This window comes from Citrobacter sp. UYEF32 (genome assembly GCF_040546205.1).
Taxonomy (GTDB): domain Bacteria; phylum Pseudomonadota; class Gammaproteobacteria; order Enterobacterales; family Enterobacteriaceae; genus Phytobacter; species Phytobacter diazotrophicus.
In genome coordinates this window covers 497,380-515,765 of sequence record NZ_JBEPNI010000004.1, presented here as the reverse complement: position 1 = coordinate 515,765, position 18,386 = coordinate 497,380, and the positions used below count along the sequence as shown (strand labels likewise).

The following is an 18,386-nucleotide window of genomic DNA, read 5'->3' as shown; positions in this document are numbered from 1 at the left end:
TGAGGTTGATATGCAATACATCAAGATCCACTCGCTGGATAATGTCGCGGTAGCGCTGGCGGATCTCGCCGAAGGCACAGAGGTTGTGGTTGACGGTCATGAGATTCTGCTTCGTCAGGCAGTGGTACGCGGACATAAATTTGCCCTGCAGGCCATCCCGACGGGCGAGAATGTTGTTAAATATGGTCTTCCTATTGGCCATGCCACAACAGATATCGCCGCAGGTGAACACATACATTCTCACAATGTGCGTACCAATCTGAGCGATTTGGATGAGTATAGCTATCAACCTGATCTCATTGGTGAAAATGCACCGGCGGCCGATCGCGACGTTCAGATCTACCGCCGTGCAAACGGGGAGGTTGGGGTTCGCAACGAATTGTGGATCCTGCCGACAGTAGGCTGTGTTAACGGCATCGCCCGTCAAATCCAGACCCGTTTTCTGAAAGAGACGCACAACGCCGAAGATATCGACGGCGTGCACCTGTTTAGCCATACCTACGGTTGCTCACAACTGGGCGATGACCATATTAACACCCGTACCATGCTGCAAAATATGGTGCGTCACCCGAACGCGGGGGCGGTGCTGGTCATTGGTCTGGGCTGCGAAAACAACCAGGTGGATGCGTTTCGCGAAACGCTGGGCGAATACGATCCGTCCCGCGTCCACTTTATGATCTGCCAACACCAGGACGACGAAGTGGAAGCGGGCATTGAGCATCTGTACGAATTGTACGAAGCCATGCGCCACGACAAGCGCGAGCCCGGCAAACTGGGCGAGCTGAAATTTGGTCTGGAGTGTGGCGGATCAGACGGGCTTTCCGGTATCACAGCGAACCCGATGCTGGGACGTTTTTCTGACTACATTATCGGTAACGGCGGCACCACGGTATTAACCGAAGTGCCGGAAATGTTCGGTGCAGAACAGATTCTGATGAGCCATTGCCGCGACGAAGAGACCTTCGAGAAGACGGTCACCATGGTGAACGACTTCAAACAGTACTTTATCGCGCATAACCAGCCGATCTATGAAAACCCATCGCCGGGTAACAAAGCAGGCGGCATCACGACGCTGGAAGAAAAATCGCTTGGCTGTACACAAAAAGCGGGGGCCAGCCAGGTGGTCGACGTGCTCCGTTACGGCGAGCGCCTGAAAACCCACGGACTCAACCTGTTGAGCGCGCCGGGTAACGATGCGGTTGCAACCAGCGCACTGGCAGGGGCGGGTTGCCACATGGTGCTGTTCAGTACCGGACGCGGCACCCCTTACGGCGGCTTTGTTCCGACAGTGAAAATCGCGACGAACAGCGAACTGGCGGCGAAAAAGAAACACTGGATCGATTTCGATGCGGGCCAGCTTATTCACGGAAAAACCATGCCGCAGCTTCTGAGCGAGTTCGTGGATGTGATCGTGGATTTTGCCAACGGTAAGCAGACCTGCAATGAACGCAACGAGTTCCGCGAGCTGGCTATCTTCAAGAGCGGCGTAACGTTATAAGTTACCCTTCATCTTTCGCGCTACAGCGGTGTTGGCTACATCCACTCACCCCGGTCACTTACTTATGTAAGCTTCCGGGGGTTCCGGACTTGCCGCCTGGCTGTAGCACGACATCTTTTGGGTAACACAGCAGTAGAATTAAAAAACGACGTTTCATATTATGAAGCGTCGTTTCTTTTTTGGTGTCATTAACAAGGATCCTCCATGAGCGCGTATTGGTTAGCCCAGGGCGTTGGTGTACTTGCTTTTCTTATTGGTATTACCACGTTTATTAACCGCGACGAAAAACGCTTCAAACTCCAGCTTTCCCTTTACAGCGCCACCATCGGCGCGCATTTCTTTCTGATGGGCGCACTGCCTGCCGGTATGAGCGCAGAACTCAACGCCATACGCACAATTATCTCCATGCATACCCGCAAGCTGTGGGTTATGGCTGTATTTATTGCGCTGACGCTGTTTTTTGGTTTGATAAAATTACACCACCCGGTCGAACTGCTGCCGATTATCGGTACGGTTGCCAGTACCTGGGCGCTGTTTCGCTGCAAAGGGCTTTCCGTGCGTTGCGTCATGTGGTGTTCAACCGCCTGCTGGGTTACCCATAACCTGTGGCTGGGATCGATTGGCGGCACCCTGATCGAAGGCAGCTTCCTTGTGGTAAATGGGCTGAACATTATCCGTTTCTGGCGGATGCAAAAACGCGGCATCGACCCGTTTAAAGTCGAAACCGCGCTGCAAAAAGAGAGTACGTCTGCGCGTTAATCGCGCTGAGGCACTAACGACGCGCGCTCGCCGTCTGTCAGACAGGCGGCGGCGGTAAACAGCACATCGGTTGAGGAGTTGACGGCGGTCTCGCAAGAGTCCTGCACAACGCCAATAATAAAGCCGACGGCGACGACCTGCATGGCAACATCGGCTGAAATACCAAACAGGTTACAGGCCAGTGGAATCAGCAGCAGCGAGCCGCCCGCCACCCCGGATGCACCGCAGGCACAGAGCGAAGCCACTATGCTTAACAGCACCGCCGTGGGCAAATCTACGGCCACCCCAAGCGTATGCACCGCTGCCAGCGAAAGCACGGTGATGGTGATTGCTGCGCCTGCCATATTGACCGTCGCACCCAATGGGATCGAGACGGAATAGGTGTCTTTATCAAGCCCGAGCTTTTCGCACAACGCCATATTTACCGGAATATTCGCCGCCGAGCTGCGGGTGAAAAAAGCGGTCACGCCGCTTTCACGCAAGCAGATAAAAACAAGTGGGTACGGATTCCGGCGCATCTTCACCCAGACCAGTAGTGGATTGATCACCAGCGCAACCAGTAACATACAGCCGACCAGAACCATCAGCAGTTGCGCGTAATCCCAGAGCGCGCCAACGCCCGTTGTCGCGAGGGTGGATGCCACAAGGCCAAAAATCCCCAGCGGCGCAAAGCGAATCACTAGCGTGACCATAAACGTCACCGCTTGCGACATATCGTTAATCAGCTTCTTACTGGTATCGCTACTGTGGCGCAGGGCAAAGCCGAGACCAACCGCCCAGACCAGGATGCCGATGTAATTCCCTTTGACCAGCGAATCGACAGGGTTTGCCACGATATTCATTAGTAACCCTTCCAGTACGCCGACAATACCGGAAGGCGCAATGACATCGGTCGCGGCCGCCACCAGATGTAGCCGGGAAGGGAACAGGAAGCTGACGATCACGGCCGTTAATGCCGCAGAGAAAGTGCCGATTAAGTAGAGCAGCAGGATAGGGCGAATACTGATTTTTTGCCCCTGTTGGTGATTAGCCACCGAGGCCATTACAAGTACCAGCACCAGAATCGGGGCTACCGATTTTAGCGCGCCGACAAACAGCGTGCCCAGCAGGCCAACGGCGCGCGCTGAGTCAGGTGAAAGCCAGCTCAACAGAATGCCGAGTATCAGTCCGGCGAGAATTTGTTTGACGATATTGCCGCGCATCACGCGTTGCAACCATGTCGTAGCAGGTTGTGTTTGCATACCTTTTCCTTGGTTTTATTGGTGTTCCATCGGTGCTGCGCCAGCAGGCGTAACGGATTGAGTATAAAGAATTCGCTGCTCAGGGGGCTGTTTCAGGTACTGGCGGGGGAAAAAATCAGAAAAACGCCCTCTCCGAAAAGAGGGCGTACCAGGGACGTTGTGACCTCAGCCCCTTAGAGCTGCTTATTCAGCAAGCTTGCGTTTGTCGTTACGGTGATTAACCCATGCGTTAATCAGCAGCGTTACCATAAGAATGCCACCCACGATGCCAAGCGAGATGGCAATCGGGATATGGAAGAAATCGACAATCAGCATCTTGATACCGATAAATACCAGGATCACCGACAGGCCATATTTCAGCATGGAGAAACGCTCTGCCACACCCGCCAGCAGGAAGTACATCGCGCGCAGACCCAGGATGGCAAACAGGTTAGACGTCAGCACGATAAACGGGTCGGTGGTGACGGCAAAAATAGCCGGAATGCTGTCGACCGCAAATATCACATCGCTCAGTTCAACCAGAATCAGCACCAGCAGCAACGGCGTGGCAAACAGCAGGCCGTTCTTACGCACGAAGAAATGCTCGTTTTCGATCTTGTCCGTCATGCGCAGATGGCTGCGTAGCCAGCGGACCAGGGGTTTATCGCCAATGCCGCCTTCATCTTCTTTTGCCAGCGCCATTTTCACACCCGTGAACAGCAGGAAGGCACCAAAGACATACAGCAGCCATTCGAACTGGGAGATAAGCCAGCTTCCGGCGAAGATCATGATGGTACGCAGGACGATCGCGCCGAGCACGCCGTAGATCAGAACGCGACGTTGCAGCGCAGCAGGTACCGAGAAGTAGCTGAACAGCATCAGCCAGACAAAGACGTTATCCACCGCCAGCGCTTTTTCAATCAGGTAACCGGTCAGAAATGCCAGTGCCTGGGTGTCGGCAACGGCGCGGCCCTCGTTTTGTACCAGATACCACCAGAAGGCAGCGTTAAATAAGAGAGAAAGACTAACCCAGACCAGCGACCAGACGGCCGCCTGTTTCATGGACATCGTGTGCACGCCACGTCGCCCCTGAAGCAGGAGGTCGATAGCCAGCATGATAACGACAACAACGGCGAATCCGCCCCAGAGTAGCGGTGTACCGACAGTATTCATGTGAGGTTCCTCAGCACCTTACACTTCATCCTTCTGGCTGCCTCTTTGTTGGCTTCGGCTGCTCACGCCAGTCACTTACTTGAGTAAGCTCCTGGTGATTCTCAGTCTTGCCGCCGCGACGCATCCAGAATGATTATGTGTATAAACAAAAACGGCTAACGTCGAAAGACGTCAGCCGCATGCTTTAGGTGCAATTGGGTCCTCGCCTTTCGGCAAGGTCTCACTTACGTCACATGAATGACGCCCGGCGACCGGATGCTTATACCCGTTATATTTCGAACCGCCGTTGTGTGGCTGCAACTCGAAATCTTTAGGGTAGACGCATCGTAATGACGACCCACCGGCAACGAAGTTACTCCCCTTTGCTCGTAACAAAATATGACAGGCTATTCCTCCCGTCAATGATCTGTAACATCTGTTTTACATACCTTTACGCAGGCAGTTCCACGCTCACGTCGTCTGCCGGGAAAACCACCCCCGTTTGACGGCGGATTTCAGTCGATAGCTTCGCGGTAATACGGCTGACGGCCAGGCCTGCATGGTTGACTTCATTCTGCTCGACCAGGCTGGCGAAGGTTTCCGCCTCGTACAGCATGGTGTTGATATGTTGCGGCTGCGTCAGATCCTGGGCTTTACCGCCACGCGGCACGAAAGAGAGCTTCTGGCATTCTGAGATCTTCTCGATTAGCAGTGCACCCGCTTCGCCCTGAATTTCGCTTGGCAGCACCGAGTCGCTGACTTTGGAATGTTGCAGCGTGACGCTGAAATCGCCGTAGTCGAGTACCACCACGCCATGGGCATCAACGCCACTTTCCAGCAGGCTGGCGGTGGCCTGGAGGCCCTTCGGTTCGCCCCAAAGCGCAACAGACGCCGCCAGTACATAGAAGCCGATATCCATAATTGAGCCGTTAGAGAAGGCCGGGTTAAAGGTGTTCGGGTTTTCGCCATCCAGATAGCGCTGGTAGCGCGAAGAGTACTGGCAGTAGTTGAGAAACGCTTTGCGCAGTTTGCCCGCTTTCGCCAGCGACTGTTTCAGCAGCACAAAATTGGGCAGGCTGGCGGTTTTAAACGCCTCGAACAACACCACCTGGTTCTCTCTGGCGCAGGCAATCGCCTCTTCCACTTCGCGCAGATTCGACGCCAGCGGTTTTTCGCAAATCACATGCTTTTTGTGGCTGAGAAAGAGGCGGGTTTGCGGGAAATGCAGCGAGTTAGGGCTGGCAATATAGACCGCATCAATCTCATCGCTTTGCGCCATGGCCTCCAGCGAAGTAAAAAGATGTTCGACGGGGTAATCCCTGGAGAAATCCTGCGCCTGTTCGAGGCTACGGGAGTACACCGCCGTGAGTTTATATTTGCCCGTTTCATGGGCGGCATCGACAAACTGGCGGGTGATCCAGTTTGTGCCAATGACAGCAAAACGTATCATTAAGCGAGTTCCTTTAACTGAGCACTGTCTGGCACTGTAACATGATGCGCAGAGATGAAAAAAGGTTCATCTCCCGGTTATGGAAGACGTCTCGCACGTCACTCTTTTTGTTAAAAAAGATGCAGCCCGGCAATGCGATCCAGCGCGCTTTGCAATGCATCATCCCCCGCCGTCAGGCTAATGCGAATAAACCCTTCTCCCCCTGGCCCAAAGCCAGCGCCAGGCGCGACCAGCACATGCGATTCCTGCAATAACAACTGGGCAAATTGCTGTGAGCTAAACGCGGGCGGTACCGCAAGCCACAGAAAAAAGGTGCCCTGCTTTTCGCCTACCGGCCAGCGCAGCGCCGCCAGGCGGTGTAACACACGCTCGCGGCGCTGATGATAGACCGATACCAGTTGCGCTAAACGCGCAGTGGGTAGGGTGAGCGCCGTGACTGCCGCATCCTGAATTGCGCCAAACACGGTGCTGTAGCTGTGGGTATGCAGTTTTTTAAATGCCTTGATTATCGAGGCGTTACCGACCGCAAAACCAAAGCGCCAGCCCGCCATATTAAAGGTCTTCGAGAAGGTATACGTCTCTACTCCCCACGCTTTCGCATCAGGCTGAGAAAAGAGGCTCAGCGGAGTGTCTGCGGCATCGCTGCCAATAGCGGCATAGGCAAAATCATGCAGGATGGGCACGTGGTAACGCTGTGCAAATTGCAGTGCGCTGGCGAACAGCGCCGGTGTTGCCAGCGCACCCGTCGGGTTATGCGGATAGTTGAGGACAACCAACCCGGCATGGTCGGCAACGTCATCTGGCACGTCATTGAAATTGGGCAGGAACTGATTTTCAGCGTGAAGCGGCAGGCCGTAAAAATGTGCCTGCGACTGCAACGCCGCCGAGCGGTAAATGGGGTAGCAGGGGTCAGTAGAAATCAGGTATTGCCCTGGACTGAGTACCGCACGAGGGATCCCACCCACGCCGATATGCGATCCCTGAAAGACCGCCACTTCACTGTCGGGATCCAGTGTCACGCCATAATGACGCTGATAAAAGTCGGCTATCGCCTGGCGGACCTGTGGTTTGCCCCAGAATGAGGGATAACCGTGGTTTTCACGCCGCTGGATCGCCGCTTGCAGAGAGGCGATGATTTCCGGCGGCGTAGGTTGATCCGGGCTGCCGCTCGAAAGATCGATCAGCGGTAAATCGGGGGTGTTCACCTGGGCGGCCAGTTTTTCCAGTACACTGAATAAATTCTCTTCCAGCGCATCGACCAGCGGTGAGGCATTAAAATCAGGCATGGTGTTCTCGAATTTATTTATCAATATGTTTCCATCTTTAATTTATTTTTGTGGATTGTCTAAGCAACAAAATTAGCTATTCATTGGCGATTTTTAGATATGAATTTCCTGATTATATTTATGCTAAAAAAGCAAAATGAAATCCGGTAATGTGACTTACAACGCACAGTCGGCTGTGATTTAATCACTTTTAATTGCACACCAACAGGGAAATTGTGTTATGAAAAAGCCAGTTGTATTAGGTTTTGTCTTTGCTTTGTTGTCATCATCTTCTTTTCTGGCTGCGGCGCAGGATAATATTATTCGTGTTGGCTTTAATCCAGGACCCTATAAAGAACAGTTTGAAAAAGGTGTCGCACCTTTTCTGATTAAGAAAGGCTATAAAGTCGAATATAAAGATTTCAGCGATGGTATTCAGGTAAACGATGCGGTTGCCCGTGGCAACATCGAAGCTAATATCATGCAACATCCGGTGTATTTAAAATCGGTGAATGAGCGTCTGGGGATCGACAACATCGGTATCGTGCAGGTGCCCACACCGCCAATGGGGCTGTATGGCGGTAAAATCAAAACGCTGAAAACCCCGGCGGCAGGCACAGTGATTTCTGTTCCTAATCAGCCACCTAATGAATATCGTGCCCTGTTAGTGCTGCAAAGCCTTGGCTGGGTAAAACTCAAACCAGACAGCGACCCGGCCACCTTCTCGCAGCGTAATATCCTCGAAAATCCGTATAAAATTGTCCTCAAAGAGATGGATAACGCCCAGCAGGTACGTGCGCTGCCAGATGTGGATTACGGTTTGATTCAGGGGAATTTTGCCGTCTCCAGTGGCCTGAAACTTAATTCGGCATTACAGCTTGAAACCCCGGTGAGCCAGTTTATAAACGTTGTCACCATCGCCGGGAAAAATAAAGACGCGCAGTTTGCTAAAGATATTGTTGCCGGATATCACTCAGCCGATTTCAAAAATTACATTCTGACTCACGAGCAATATAACGGTTATCTGCAACCTGATTATTTGAAATGAACGATGCAATGATTGAGTTTCGCCATGTCAGTAAAACATTCTCCAGAAAAGGAAACCCGGTTCTGGCATTAAAGGACATTAACCTTAGTATTGCTAAGGGCGATATTTTCGGGATTATTGGTTATAGCGGTGCAGGGAAAAGTACCTTGCTACGTTTAATCAATCGTCTCGAATCGCCAGGCCAGGGAGAGGTGGTCATTAATGGCGAAGTGTTACAGGAATTTAGCGGTAAGCGTCTGCGTGCCATCAAGAAAGATATTGGCATGATCTTTCAGAACTTTAATTTGCTGAATTCAAAAACGGTTTTTCACAATGTGGCCATTCCGCTCATTTTACAGGGGCGTGATAAGGCGTTTATTCAGGCACGCGTGACGGAGCTGCTGGAGTTCGTCAATCTCAGCGATAAGGTGCATAGCTTCCCGAACGAGTTGTCAGGCGGGCAAAAACAGCGTGTCGGTATCGCCCGTGCGCTGGCGACCAACCCGTCAGTCCTGTTGTGTGATGAGGCGACATCGGCGCTGGATCCCCATACCACAGTGCAGATCTTACTACTGTTGCAGGAGATCAACCGCCGCTATGGCATCACTATCGTGCTGATTACTCACGAAATGTCGGTAATCCAGAAAATCTGTAACAAGGTCGCGGTGATGCAAAACGGCAGCATTGTGGAGCAGGGCGACGTTTTTAACCTGTTTGCCCAGCCGCAGCATCCGGTCACCGCCAGTTTCGTGCAGTCGGTGATTCACGACAAGCTGCCGGAGCGCGTCTCCGCTGTGCTGCAACGGGATAACGGCGCGCAGGCCCTGCGTCTTGAGTTTGTGGGCGCAACGGCGCAACAGCCCATTATCAACCGCATCATCAAGGACTATGCCATTGAGGTGAATATCCTCTTTGCCAGCATGTCCGAAGTCCAGAGCCGCATTCTGGGGTTCATGATCGTACAGATTCTTGGCGAGCCTGAGCAAACCGGGCGCGCCATTGCCCATCTTCGCGACGCAGGAGTGAAAATCACCCATGTTTGATTTTATTGACACCGCTGTCACCGGCGATCAATTCCTGCTGGCATTGCATGACACCCTGGTGATGATCGCTGTTTCGCTAGGTTTCGGTTCGCTGCTCGGTATTCCGCTGGGTATTGTGCTGGTGGTTTGCCGCCCTGGCGGCATTCTGCCCAACCGATTTGTGCACCAGGTGCTGAACCCAACAATCAACGTTGTCCGCTCGCTGCCGTTTATTATTTTGCTGATTACCATTCTGCCCTTCACCCGTCTGGTGGTGGGCACCACTATTGGTACGGCGGGTGCGATTGTGCCGCTGATTGTCTTTATTGCCCCCTATATTTCCCGGCTGGTGGAAAGCTCGCTGCTGGAAGTGGACGAGGGGATCCTCGAAGCCGCCGATGCCATGGGCGCCACCGCTTTACAGACCATCTGGCACTTTATGCTGCCGGAAGCCGCGTCATCTCTGATCCTGGCCCTCACGACCGCCACTATTGGCCTGCTGGGGGCGACCGCCATGGCCGGCACCGTGGGCGGCGGCGGTATCGGCGATTTGGCCATTACCTATGGTTACCAGCGCTTTGATGCCTTCGCCACGCTGGTCACCGCGCTGGTGCTGATTGTCATTGTCCAGCTTATCCAGACCCTCGGAACCCGCTTTGCCCGCCGTATTCGTCGCGAGTAAGGCCGCTATTTCATCTATTCAGGAGATAAACATGCCAGTTGTAGAGAGCTTTACCCTCGACCATACCAAAGTCAAAGCCCCGTATGTCCGCGTGGCAGGTTATGAACGCCACCGGCTTGGCAGCGTGGTGCAGAAGTTTGATTTACGTTTCCTGCAACCTAACGTGGATGCCATTCCCACTGCGGCGCTGCACACCCTGGAGCACCTGCTGGCATTTGGCCTGCGTGAAGAGCTGGAAGGAGTTATCGACATTTCGCCGATGGGCTGCCGTACCGGTTTCTATCTGATCCTGTGGGATGAGCACGATCCGAAACACATCGCCGCGGCGCTGACACGGGTCTTGCAGCGTGTGCTTACCGCAACGGATGTACCTGCGGTCACACCGCTTGCCTGCGGCAACTATCGCGATCACTCGCTGTTCTCCGCTCAGGAGTACGCGAAGCTGGTGCTGGAAGCCGGTATCAGTGACGACCCGTTTCGGGAATAAGCGATGATTGCCCTTGATTTTAGCGGCCAGACCGCGGTGGTGACGGGCGGTCTACAGGGCATCGGTAAAGCCATTGCGCAACTGTTGCATCGGGGCGGCGCGAACGTAGTGATCGGTGATATCGCCGCCAGAGCGCGGGAGCAGAGCCTGCGCCAGTTGGTGCTACGTACCGATGTTGCTTCGCGTGAACAGGCCCATCAGCTCATTGGCGCCGCCGTGGAGACTTTCGGCGGCGTGGACATCCTGGTCAACAGTTGCGGCATCTCGGCGATGAGCGCGGTCGATGCCATGAGCGAGGCGGACTGGCAGCGCATCCTGGATGTGAACGTCAAAGCGATTGGCTGGCTCTCTGAGGCGGCCATTCCGCTGATGCGGGCCAGAAAGGCGGGACGTATCATCAACATCGCCTCGCAGGCGGGCAAAAATGGCTACCGGCTAATGGGCCAGTACGTGGCCTCTAAACATGCGGTACTCGGCCTGACCAAAGTGATGGCCATTGAGCTTGCCCGTGACAATATTCTGGTGAACGCGGTCTGCCCCGGCATTGTCGAGACGGAGATGAAGTGGCGCGAGCGTCGGGAAGGTGCAGCGCTGCGCGGCATGACGCCGGAAGCCATCTATGCCGAAGACTGCTCGCAGGTGTTACTGGGCCGCACGGCGCAGCCAGCCGATGTAGCTGGCGTTGTGGCGTTTTTGGCGAGCCCGCTGGCAGCCTATATGACCGGGCAGGCGATTAATGTGACCGGTGGGATGACGATGCATTAAAAACCTGCCCATCAGGCTATCTCATTTGCCATTTTGGCGCAGGGCAGTGCTCACAAGCCTCACGAACTTCATGTACGTTCTGGTTGTTGCGCGCTGTCCGGGTCCAGACTGCCTGCAACCATAACTACCTGATTAACAGGTTTTATATCGAGGTATCACCATGAAACCCGAGCAACTTGCGGTAATGCACTGGGGAACCTATCGGGTGACCACCGATGACGGCAAACTGACTGCGGTCAGCCCGGTTGCGTGGGACAGCAACCCGTCACGGATTGGGCAGTCGTTGCCGGGCGCGGTGCAGGGGACATCACGCGTTCGTCGCCCGGCAGTGCGGGAAGGGTTTCTGAAAGGGGGCGCCGCCAGCCGGGAGGGGCGCGGGCGTGAACCCTTTGTCGAAGTGAGCTGGGAGCAGGCGTTGACGCTGGTGGCCGATGAACTCACCAGGGTTAAAGGCGAGCAGGGCAATGCGGCGATTTATGGCGGCTCTTATGGCTGGTCCAGCGCCGGCCGTTTTCATCATGCGCAGAGCCAGCTTCACCGTTTTCTCAATCTCTTTGGCGGCTACACCGGCAGCACCAACACCTACAGTATCGCCGCCGGGGAGCGCATTTTGCCGCATATTCTTGGCGATCTCGACACCTTACAACGCCAGCACACCCACTGGCCGGTACTGGCGGAACACTGCCAACTGTTTGTCGCTATCGGCGGTTTGCCGCTACGTAATGCGCAGGTTAACGGCGGCGGGGCCAACGACCACGCGCTACAGCACTGGTTGCAGACATTGCGCCGCAACGGCACCCGTTTCATCAATATCAGCCCGGTACAAAACGATCTTTCGGCCGTGCCGGATGCCGACTGGCTGGCGGTCAAACCCGGCAGCGATACGGCGTTGCTGCTGGCGCTCTGCCAGGTGCTGATTGCAGACGCGTTATACGACCAGGCCTTTGTCGACAGCCACACGGTCGGGTTCGCGCCATACCGGGATTATCTCTTTGGCCGGGACGACGGCGTAGTAAAAAGCCCGGAATGGGCCGAGTCCAGAACCGGACTCGCTGCCGGAGTGATTCGCCAGTTGGCACATGAGATGGCACAGCATCGCACGATGATCAACATTGCCTGGTCGGTTCAGCGAGCCCGCCAGGGGGAACAGGCTTTCTGGGCGACAGTGGCGTTAACCGCACTGTTGGGGCAGATTGGCACTCCCGGCGGTGGGCTGGGCTTCGGCTACGCCTCAACCAACCTGGCGGGGGCCAACCGTCGCGTCTTTTCCGGCCCGCGTTTGCCCCAGGGGCGCAATCCGGTTGAGGGGAAAATTCCGGTTGCCCGATTTTCCGACATGCTGCTGCACCCCGGCGAACCTTATGAATTTGACGGGCAGACCCACCTTTACCCCGATATTCGCTTTGTCTACTGGGCGGGCGGCAATGTCTTTCATCACCATCAGGATCTGAACAAACTGGTACGCGCCTGGCGGCGCCCGGAAACCATTGTGGTCCACGAGCAGTACTGGACCGCACAGGCGAAATTCGCCGATATCGTCCTGCCCGCCACCACTTCGCTTGAGCGGGAGGATATCGGCAGCGCCAGCAACGACGGTTTTATGATTGCCATGCGCCAGCATATTGCGCCGTTTGCCGATGCGCGTGACGACTATGCCATTTTCAGCGGGCTGGCGGCCCGTCTCGGGTTTGGTGAGGCTTACACCGAAGGGCGGGACGCCAGAGCATGGCTGGAGGTTATGTATGAACAGTCGCGCCCCCGTGCCGAGGCCGACGGGATCGCGCTCCCGGCCTTCGATGCGTTTTGGCAGCAGGGTGTTCTGGAATTTTCACGCCCCGTCCGGCCGCAGATCTTGCTTAAAGATTTTCGCGACGACCCGCTGAACGCGCCCCTTGCCACCCCTTCCGGCAAAATTGAGCTTTTTTCGCAGACCATTGCCGATTTTGGCTACGAAGAATGTCCGGGGCATCCGTACTGGCACGAGCCGGAGGCGCAATATCAGCAGGCGGTCGCCCGCGAATGGCCGCTGCATTTGCTCTCCAGCCAACCGCGTACCCGCCTGCACAGCCAGTACGACCACGGCAGCGTAAGTCGGGAGACCAAAATTGCCGGGCGTGAACCTCTGTGGATGCATCCGTATGATGCCGCTGAGCGCGACATTCACGACGGCGAAGTGGTGAAAGTGTTCAATACGCGAGGTGCGTTACTGGCCGGGGTGAAACTGAGCGAGGCCATCCGGCCCGGCGTGGTGCAGATGTCCACCGGCGCCTGGTATGATCCGCAGAATACAGAAGATGCGCAGCCACTCGATAAACATGGCAATCCCAACGTTTTAACAGAAGATCGCGGCAGTTCGCGTCTGGGACAAGGATGCAGCGCGCAGAGTTGTCGGGTGGACGTGGTGAAGTTTGAAGGGCCGTTACCGGCGATAACGGCCTGGGAACCGCCTGTTTTTGTCACGCTCGCGCAACAAAAACAGGCCTGATGCCTTACTGAACGGCGGCGAAGGCTGAGGCCACGCGACCGATATTGCTGTGGTTAAGGCCCGCCACGCAGACGCGGCCGCTGGCAATCAGGTAGACCCCAAAGGCTTCGCGCAGTTTATCCACCTGTTCAGCGCTGAACCCGGTGTAACTGAACATCCCGCGCTGGGTCAGCAGGTAGGTAAAGTCGTGCGTCGGCAGGGCATCTTTGAGGACATCCACCAGCGCCTGGCGCATTTCGCTGATGCGGGTGCGCATGGCGTCCACTTCGGCACGCCACAGGGCGTTAAGCTCCGGGTCATTGAGCACCGTGGAGACGACCTGCGCGCCAAAATTCGGCGGGCTGGAGTAGTTGCGACGTACGGTGGCTTTCAACTGGCCCAGCACGCGTCCGGCGGCGTCAGCATCTTCACACACCACGGACAGCCCACCCACGCGCTCGCCATACAGCGAGAATATTTTGGAGAAGGAGTTGCTGACCAGCGCAGGCAGGCCGGTGCTGGCGATAGCGCGAATGGCGTAGGCATCATCTTCCAGACCCGCGCCAAAGCCCTGATAGGCAATGTCGAGGAACGGAATCAGATCGCGGGAAATCAGCACCTCTATCACTTCATCCCACTGCGCATTCGTCAGATCCGCGCCCGTCGGGTTGTGGCAGCACGGGTGGAGCAGCACGATACTGCGCGGCGGCAGTTGTTTTAAGCTGTTGAGCATGCCGCTGAAATCGACACCGCGCGTGGCGTTATCGAAGTACGGGTAGGTGTGAACCTTAAACCCGGCACCGGCAAAAATAGCGATATGGTTTTCCCAGGTCGGGTCGCTCACCCACACCCCGGAGTCCGGGAAGTAGCGTTTCAGGAAATCGGCACCCACTTTCAGCGCGCCGGAACCGCCCAGCGTCTGGATGGTGGCGATACGCCCGGCGTTCAGTGCCGGATGGTTGTCGCCAAACAGCAGCGTCTGAATGGCGCTGCGATAAGGGGCGAAACCTTCCATCGGCAGATAGAGGCTGGCTTTTTGCGGCTGGCTCTGCAGGCGGGTTTCGGCCTGTTGTACTGCCTTAAGGCAAGGAATGATAGCCTGCTCGTCATAATACAGCCCGATGCTAAGGTTCACTTTGTCAGTACGGGGGTCCTGATGGAAAGTCTCCATCAACGACAGGATAGGATCGCCCGCGTAGGCGTCAACGTTCTGGAACACAGTCACTACTCCTGATATTACTGTCAGAGGTCAATCCATTACACCGCATAGCGTCCCGGGCGGTGGTTCATGGCAATAATGGAATTCAGAATCACGGCGCCCACAATGGAGGCCGCCAGCATCGGCAGGCTCACGAAGAACAGCGATGCGGTCACAATGCAGGCATCGACCACCATCTGGAATTTACCGGCGCGGATACCGCTTTTATCCTGCAGATAGAGCGCCAGAATATTCACGCCGCCGAGACTCGCTTTATGACGGAACAGCACCACAAAACCAATGCCGACCATGATGTTGCCAAACAGCGTGGCGTAGTAGGGGTTAAGCTGATCGAAATGGATAAAGCGCCCGTGCAGATCGGAGAACAACGACACCAGCGCCACGGCGCAGAACGTTTTCAGCGTGAACTGCATGCCCATCCGGCGAACAGAGAGCCAGTAAAAGGGCAGGTTGATCAAAAAGAACGCCACGCCAAACGGCAGGTGAGTTGCGTAATGGATCAGAAAAGCGATACCCGCCGTACCGCCAGTGAGCGCGCCCGCCTGGCGAAACATTATCACGCCAAAAGAGATCATTAGCGTACCGAACAGCAGCGCCAGCGCATCTTCCAGCCAGGTATGAGCAAGTTTATTGGGAGTCAGGACGTTATCCATAAGAAAGTACGATTCAACAATTGCTAAAGATAAGAAATATCCTGCAAAAACCGCACCAGATCCGCTTCCTGATGCGATTGAATGGAGGAAAAACAGGCGGCCATATCGCTAACGTATTGATATGGCAAAAAGAGAAGATTGCGTGTTTTGTGCGTTTTCACGCTGTTATTCGGTTGAGATGTGTATTTTTGTCTCACCGGATACATTAATTAACCGATTGATTGCACCAAAATAAGGCGTGTTGCCCTGTATTAGGGCGCAAGACCACTGCCCGGCATCAACTGGCCATTCTCTTTCAGGCGGTTAAGGACAACCGAAGTTTTCAAATGAGCGACCCCTTTATTTTGCGCCAGAATATGGCTGATTAAATGGCTCAGACCTGGCAAATCCGGCACGGCTACCCTGAGCAGGTAATCGGCATCGCCCGTGGTTTTCCAGGCATCCAGAATCGCGTCCACTTCGCTCACCATCTGGTGGAAGCTTTCCACATACTCCTGCGTGTGGTTTAAAAGACGCACCTCAATCAGACCCAGCATCTCGCGCCCGGCGGCATCCGGTGCAAGCCGCGCATGGTAGCCCAGAATCAGTTGCGCCTGCTCCAACGCGATACGACGCCGTGAACACTGGGAAGCAGAAAGGCCGATGAGATCGCTCAGCTCCTGGTTAGTTAAACGGCCATTGGCCTGCAACAAGGTGAGGATTTTCAGATCAAAGTCGTCGATGTTATACATGTGCGCCAATACCGGAACGAAAGAGTGGCTACCAGACTAACAGCTTTTTTGATGACGAGAAGCCTGACGGCGCTGCGCTTTTTTCCGCTGCACCAAAACGGTTCGATTTCATGCATGCAGAGGCTGTTTTTCTCATACATCGTGCGATTTAACCGTGCTTATTGCGCGAAGTTGCTGAAAATTCAATCGCCGCGCTCAAGCTGTGGATGTGACTGGAAATTTATATCTCCCGCTTATTCAGATAGTTAGCCTGCCATTGTCGTGTTCTCCCCGCTGGCTGGCCTGAAAGTTGCTCTGGCCGAAGGTGACGTTTACAGACAGGGGAGAGGTCAGAGGTGGCAGCACAACACACTAACGAATTAAAACGCGGGTTAAAAAACCGTCATATCCAGTTGATTGCGCTCGGTGGGGCCGTAGGCACCGGGCTTTTTTTGGGCATTGCGCAGACCATTCGCATGGCCGGGCCGTCCGTACTGTTGGGGTACGCCATCGCCGGGGTGATTGCTTTTTTCATTATGCGCCAGCTCGGTGAAATGGTGGTTGAAGAGCCAGTGGCGGGCTCTTTCAGCCATTTTGCCAACCGCTACTGGGGACCTTTTGCCGGATTTATGTCCGGCTGGAACTACTGGGTGCTCTATGTGCTGGTGAGTATGGCGGAACTGACGGCGGTTGGGATTTATATTCAATACTGGTGGCCGGACGTGCCAACGTGGGTCTCAGCGGCCATTTTCTTTGTGGCAATTAACGCCATCAACCTGACGAACGTCAAAGTGTACGGCGAGATGGAGTTCTGGTTCTCCATTATCAAAGTTGCGGCCATCATCAGCATGATTGCTTTTGGCGGCTATCTTTTGTTTAGCGGCAGCGGTGGTCCGGATGCATCGGTGGCGAACTTGTGGCAGGACGGTGGATTCTTCCCGAATGGCATCAGTGGCCTGGTCATGGCGATGGCGGTGATCATGTTTTCCTTTGGCGGTCTGGAACTGGTGGGGATCACGGCGGCAGAGGCCGACGATCCGCAAAAGAGCATTCCCAAAGCCACTAATCAGGTTATCTACCGTATTCTGCTGTTTTATGTGGGTTCACTGGCCGTCTTGCTGTCGCTCTATCCGTGGAAAAACGTGGTGGAAGGCGGCAGCCCGTTCGTCCTGATTTTCCATGCGCTGGACAGCAACATCGTCGCGAACGCCCTCAATCTGGTGGTGCTCTCCGCCGCGCTGTCGGTCTATAACAGTTGTGTTTACTGCAATAGCCGCATGCTGTTTGGCCTGGCGCAGCAGGGTAACGCGCCGCGTTCGCTGCTCAAGGTGAACCGACGGGGGATCCCGCTGACCGCGCTGGGGGTATCGGCTTTGGCCACGGCGCTGTGCGTGCTGATCAACTATGTGATGCCGGGCAAAGCCTTTGAATTGCTGATGGCGCTCGTGGTGGCGGCCCTGGTGATCAACTGGGCGATGATTTGTATCACCCACCTGAAATTCCGTCTCGCCATGCAAAAAGCCGGAAAAACCACCGCTTTTCAAAGCCTCGGTTATCCGCTGACTAACATCATTTGTCTGCTTTTCCTGGCGGGGATCCTGGTGGTGATGTTTATGACACCGGGGATCCGTATCTCTGTATGTTTGATCCCGGCATGGCTGCTGGTGCTGGGGGCGGGCTATATGTTCAAGAAAAAACGCGCCGCCGCCGTTCTGGTAGCGGAAGTGAATCAAGGCTAAAGATGATAATGCCGGAGCAATGCTCCGGCAGTACGGTGGAAAACGGGTGGGGAACGTCACCAGCCGTATTCGGAATAAACGTGTGAAATAAGGATATTGTCGATAGCCTGCCTGACATAAGGAATGGCGATGTGTGGCCGCACACGCTGCTGCGGCGGTCACTGTTTCACCTTCCTTAAGCCCCTAGGCTGTAAAAGCCATCCATCCACCCTGTGCCCGTGCGTTTGAATATACATATCTGATTACCTTTCCTGAGCAGGATAAAAACCGCAAC

The 18,386-nt window shown here is 55.0% G+C and carries 16 protein-coding genes; 9 read left to right on the top strand and 7 right to left on the bottom strand.

Annotated features, from left to right (window positions below; translation table 11 throughout):
- Positions 1–10: 10 nt before the first annotated feature.
- The gene (locus ABIB59_RS13770; RefSeq protein WP_071194465.1) at positions 11–1,498 is read left to right on the top strand and encodes a UxaA family hydrolase; all 1,488 of its coding nucleotides are present in this window, start codon (positions 11–13) and stop codon (positions 1,496–1,498) included.
- Positions 1,499–1,702: 204 nt separating this feature from the next.
- Positions 1,703–2,257 carry a YgjV family protein gene (locus tag ABIB59_RS13765; RefSeq protein WP_039077527.1) on the top strand — a complete coding sequence of 185 codons (555 nt, stop codon included), beginning with the start codon at positions 1,703–1,705 and terminating at the stop codon, positions 2,255–2,257.
- Here the strand turns inward: ABIB59_RS13765 and sstT are convergent.
- From sstT to ABIB59_RS13745, 4 genes are all read right to left on the bottom strand, one after another.
- Positions 2,254–3,498, bottom strand: coding sequence for a serine/threonine transporter SstT (sstT, locus tag ABIB59_RS13760; RefSeq protein ID WP_165157951.1), 1,245 nt, complete (start codon positions 3,496–3,498; stop codon positions 2,254–2,256). The genes ABIB59_RS13765 and sstT overlap by 4 nt on opposite strands.
- A gap of 183 nt (positions 3,499–3,681) precedes the next feature.
- Positions 3,682–4,650, bottom strand: a complete 969-nt coding sequence (locus ABIB59_RS13755; protein ID WP_039077529.1) for a TerC family protein — start codon at positions 4,648–4,650, stop codon at positions 3,682–3,684.
- A 430-nt stretch (positions 4,651–5,080) separates the two neighbouring features.
- The gene (locus ABIB59_RS13750) at positions 5,081–6,079 is read right to left on the bottom strand and encodes a Gfo/Idh/MocA family protein (protein WP_071194468.1); all 999 of its coding nucleotides are present in this window, start codon (positions 6,077–6,079) and stop codon (positions 5,081–5,083) included.
- 110 nt (positions 6,080–6,189) lie between these two features.
- On the bottom strand, positions 6,190–7,365 hold the full coding sequence (locus tag ABIB59_RS13745; protein ID WP_110295711.1) for an aminotransferase class I/II-fold pyridoxal phosphate-dependent enzyme: 1,176 nt from the start codon (positions 7,363–7,365) through the stop codon (positions 6,190–6,192).
- Between the two features lie 220 nt (positions 7,366–7,585).
- Between ABIB59_RS13745 and ABIB59_RS13740 the strand changes: the two genes are divergently transcribed.
- The 6 genes from ABIB59_RS13740 to ABIB59_RS13715 all read left to right on the top strand — a co-directional run bounded on the left by ABIB59_RS13740 (position 7,586) and on the right by ABIB59_RS13715 (position 13,812).
- Positions 7,586–8,392: a MetQ/NlpA family ABC transporter substrate-binding protein gene (locus ABIB59_RS13740; RefSeq protein WP_039077532.1), complete on the top strand. Its 807-nt coding sequence runs from the start codon at positions 7,586–7,588 to the stop codon at positions 8,390–8,392.
- 8 nt (positions 8,393–8,400) lie between these two features.
- On the top strand, positions 8,401–9,414 hold the full coding sequence (locus ABIB59_RS13735) for a methionine ABC transporter ATP-binding protein (RefSeq protein ID WP_039077533.1): 1,014 nt from the start codon (positions 8,401–8,403) through the stop codon (positions 9,412–9,414).
- Positions 9,407–10,075, top strand: a complete 669-nt coding sequence (locus ABIB59_RS13730; protein ID WP_039077534.1) for a methionine ABC transporter permease — start codon at positions 9,407–9,409, stop codon at positions 10,073–10,075. Before ABIB59_RS13735 ends, ABIB59_RS13730 begins: the two co-directional genes overlap by 8 nt.
- 31 nt (positions 10,076–10,106) lie before the next feature.
- Positions 10,107–10,562: an S-ribosylhomocysteine lyase gene (locus ABIB59_RS13725; RefSeq protein ID WP_039077535.1), complete on the top strand. Its 456-nt coding sequence runs from the start codon at positions 10,107–10,109 to the stop codon at positions 10,560–10,562.
- Between the two features lie 3 nt (positions 10,563–10,565).
- Positions 10,566–11,327, top strand: coding sequence for an SDR family NAD(P)-dependent oxidoreductase (locus ABIB59_RS13720; protein WP_039077536.1), 762 nt, complete (start codon positions 10,566–10,568; stop codon positions 11,325–11,327).
- 160 nt (positions 11,328–11,487) lie between these two features.
- Positions 11,488–13,812, top strand: coding sequence for a molybdopterin-dependent oxidoreductase (locus tag ABIB59_RS13715; protein ID WP_354035804.1), 2,325 nt, complete (start codon positions 11,488–11,490; stop codon positions 13,810–13,812).
- A 4-nt stretch (positions 13,813–13,816) separates the two neighbouring features.
- On the opposite strand, the gene ABIB59_RS13710 is transcribed toward ABIB59_RS13715, so the two are convergent.
- From ABIB59_RS13710 to ABIB59_RS13700, 3 genes are all read right to left on the bottom strand, one after another.
- On the bottom strand, positions 13,817–15,010 hold the full coding sequence (locus ABIB59_RS13710) for an amino acid aminotransferase (RefSeq protein WP_317077204.1): 1,194 nt from the start codon (positions 15,008–15,010) through the stop codon (positions 13,817–13,819).
- Between the two features lie 38 nt (positions 15,011–15,048).
- Positions 15,049–15,663, bottom strand: coding sequence for a YitT family protein (locus ABIB59_RS13705; RefSeq protein WP_039077539.1), 615 nt, complete (start codon positions 15,661–15,663; stop codon positions 15,049–15,051).
- 251 nt (positions 15,664–15,914) lie between these two features.
- Positions 15,915–16,394 (bottom strand): Lrp/AsnC family transcriptional regulator, encoded by a 480-nt coding sequence (locus ABIB59_RS13700; protein ID WP_039077540.1) that lies wholly within the window; start codon positions 16,392–16,394, stop codon positions 15,915–15,917.
- Between the two features lie 335 nt (positions 16,395–16,729).
- Between ABIB59_RS13700 and ABIB59_RS13695 the strand changes: the two genes are divergently transcribed.
- A complete protein-coding gene (locus ABIB59_RS13695) occupies positions 16,730–18,112 on the top strand; it encodes an amino acid permease (protein ID WP_071194474.1) in 1,383 nt (460 codons plus the stop codon).
- Positions 18,113–18,386 lie beyond the last annotated feature (274 nt).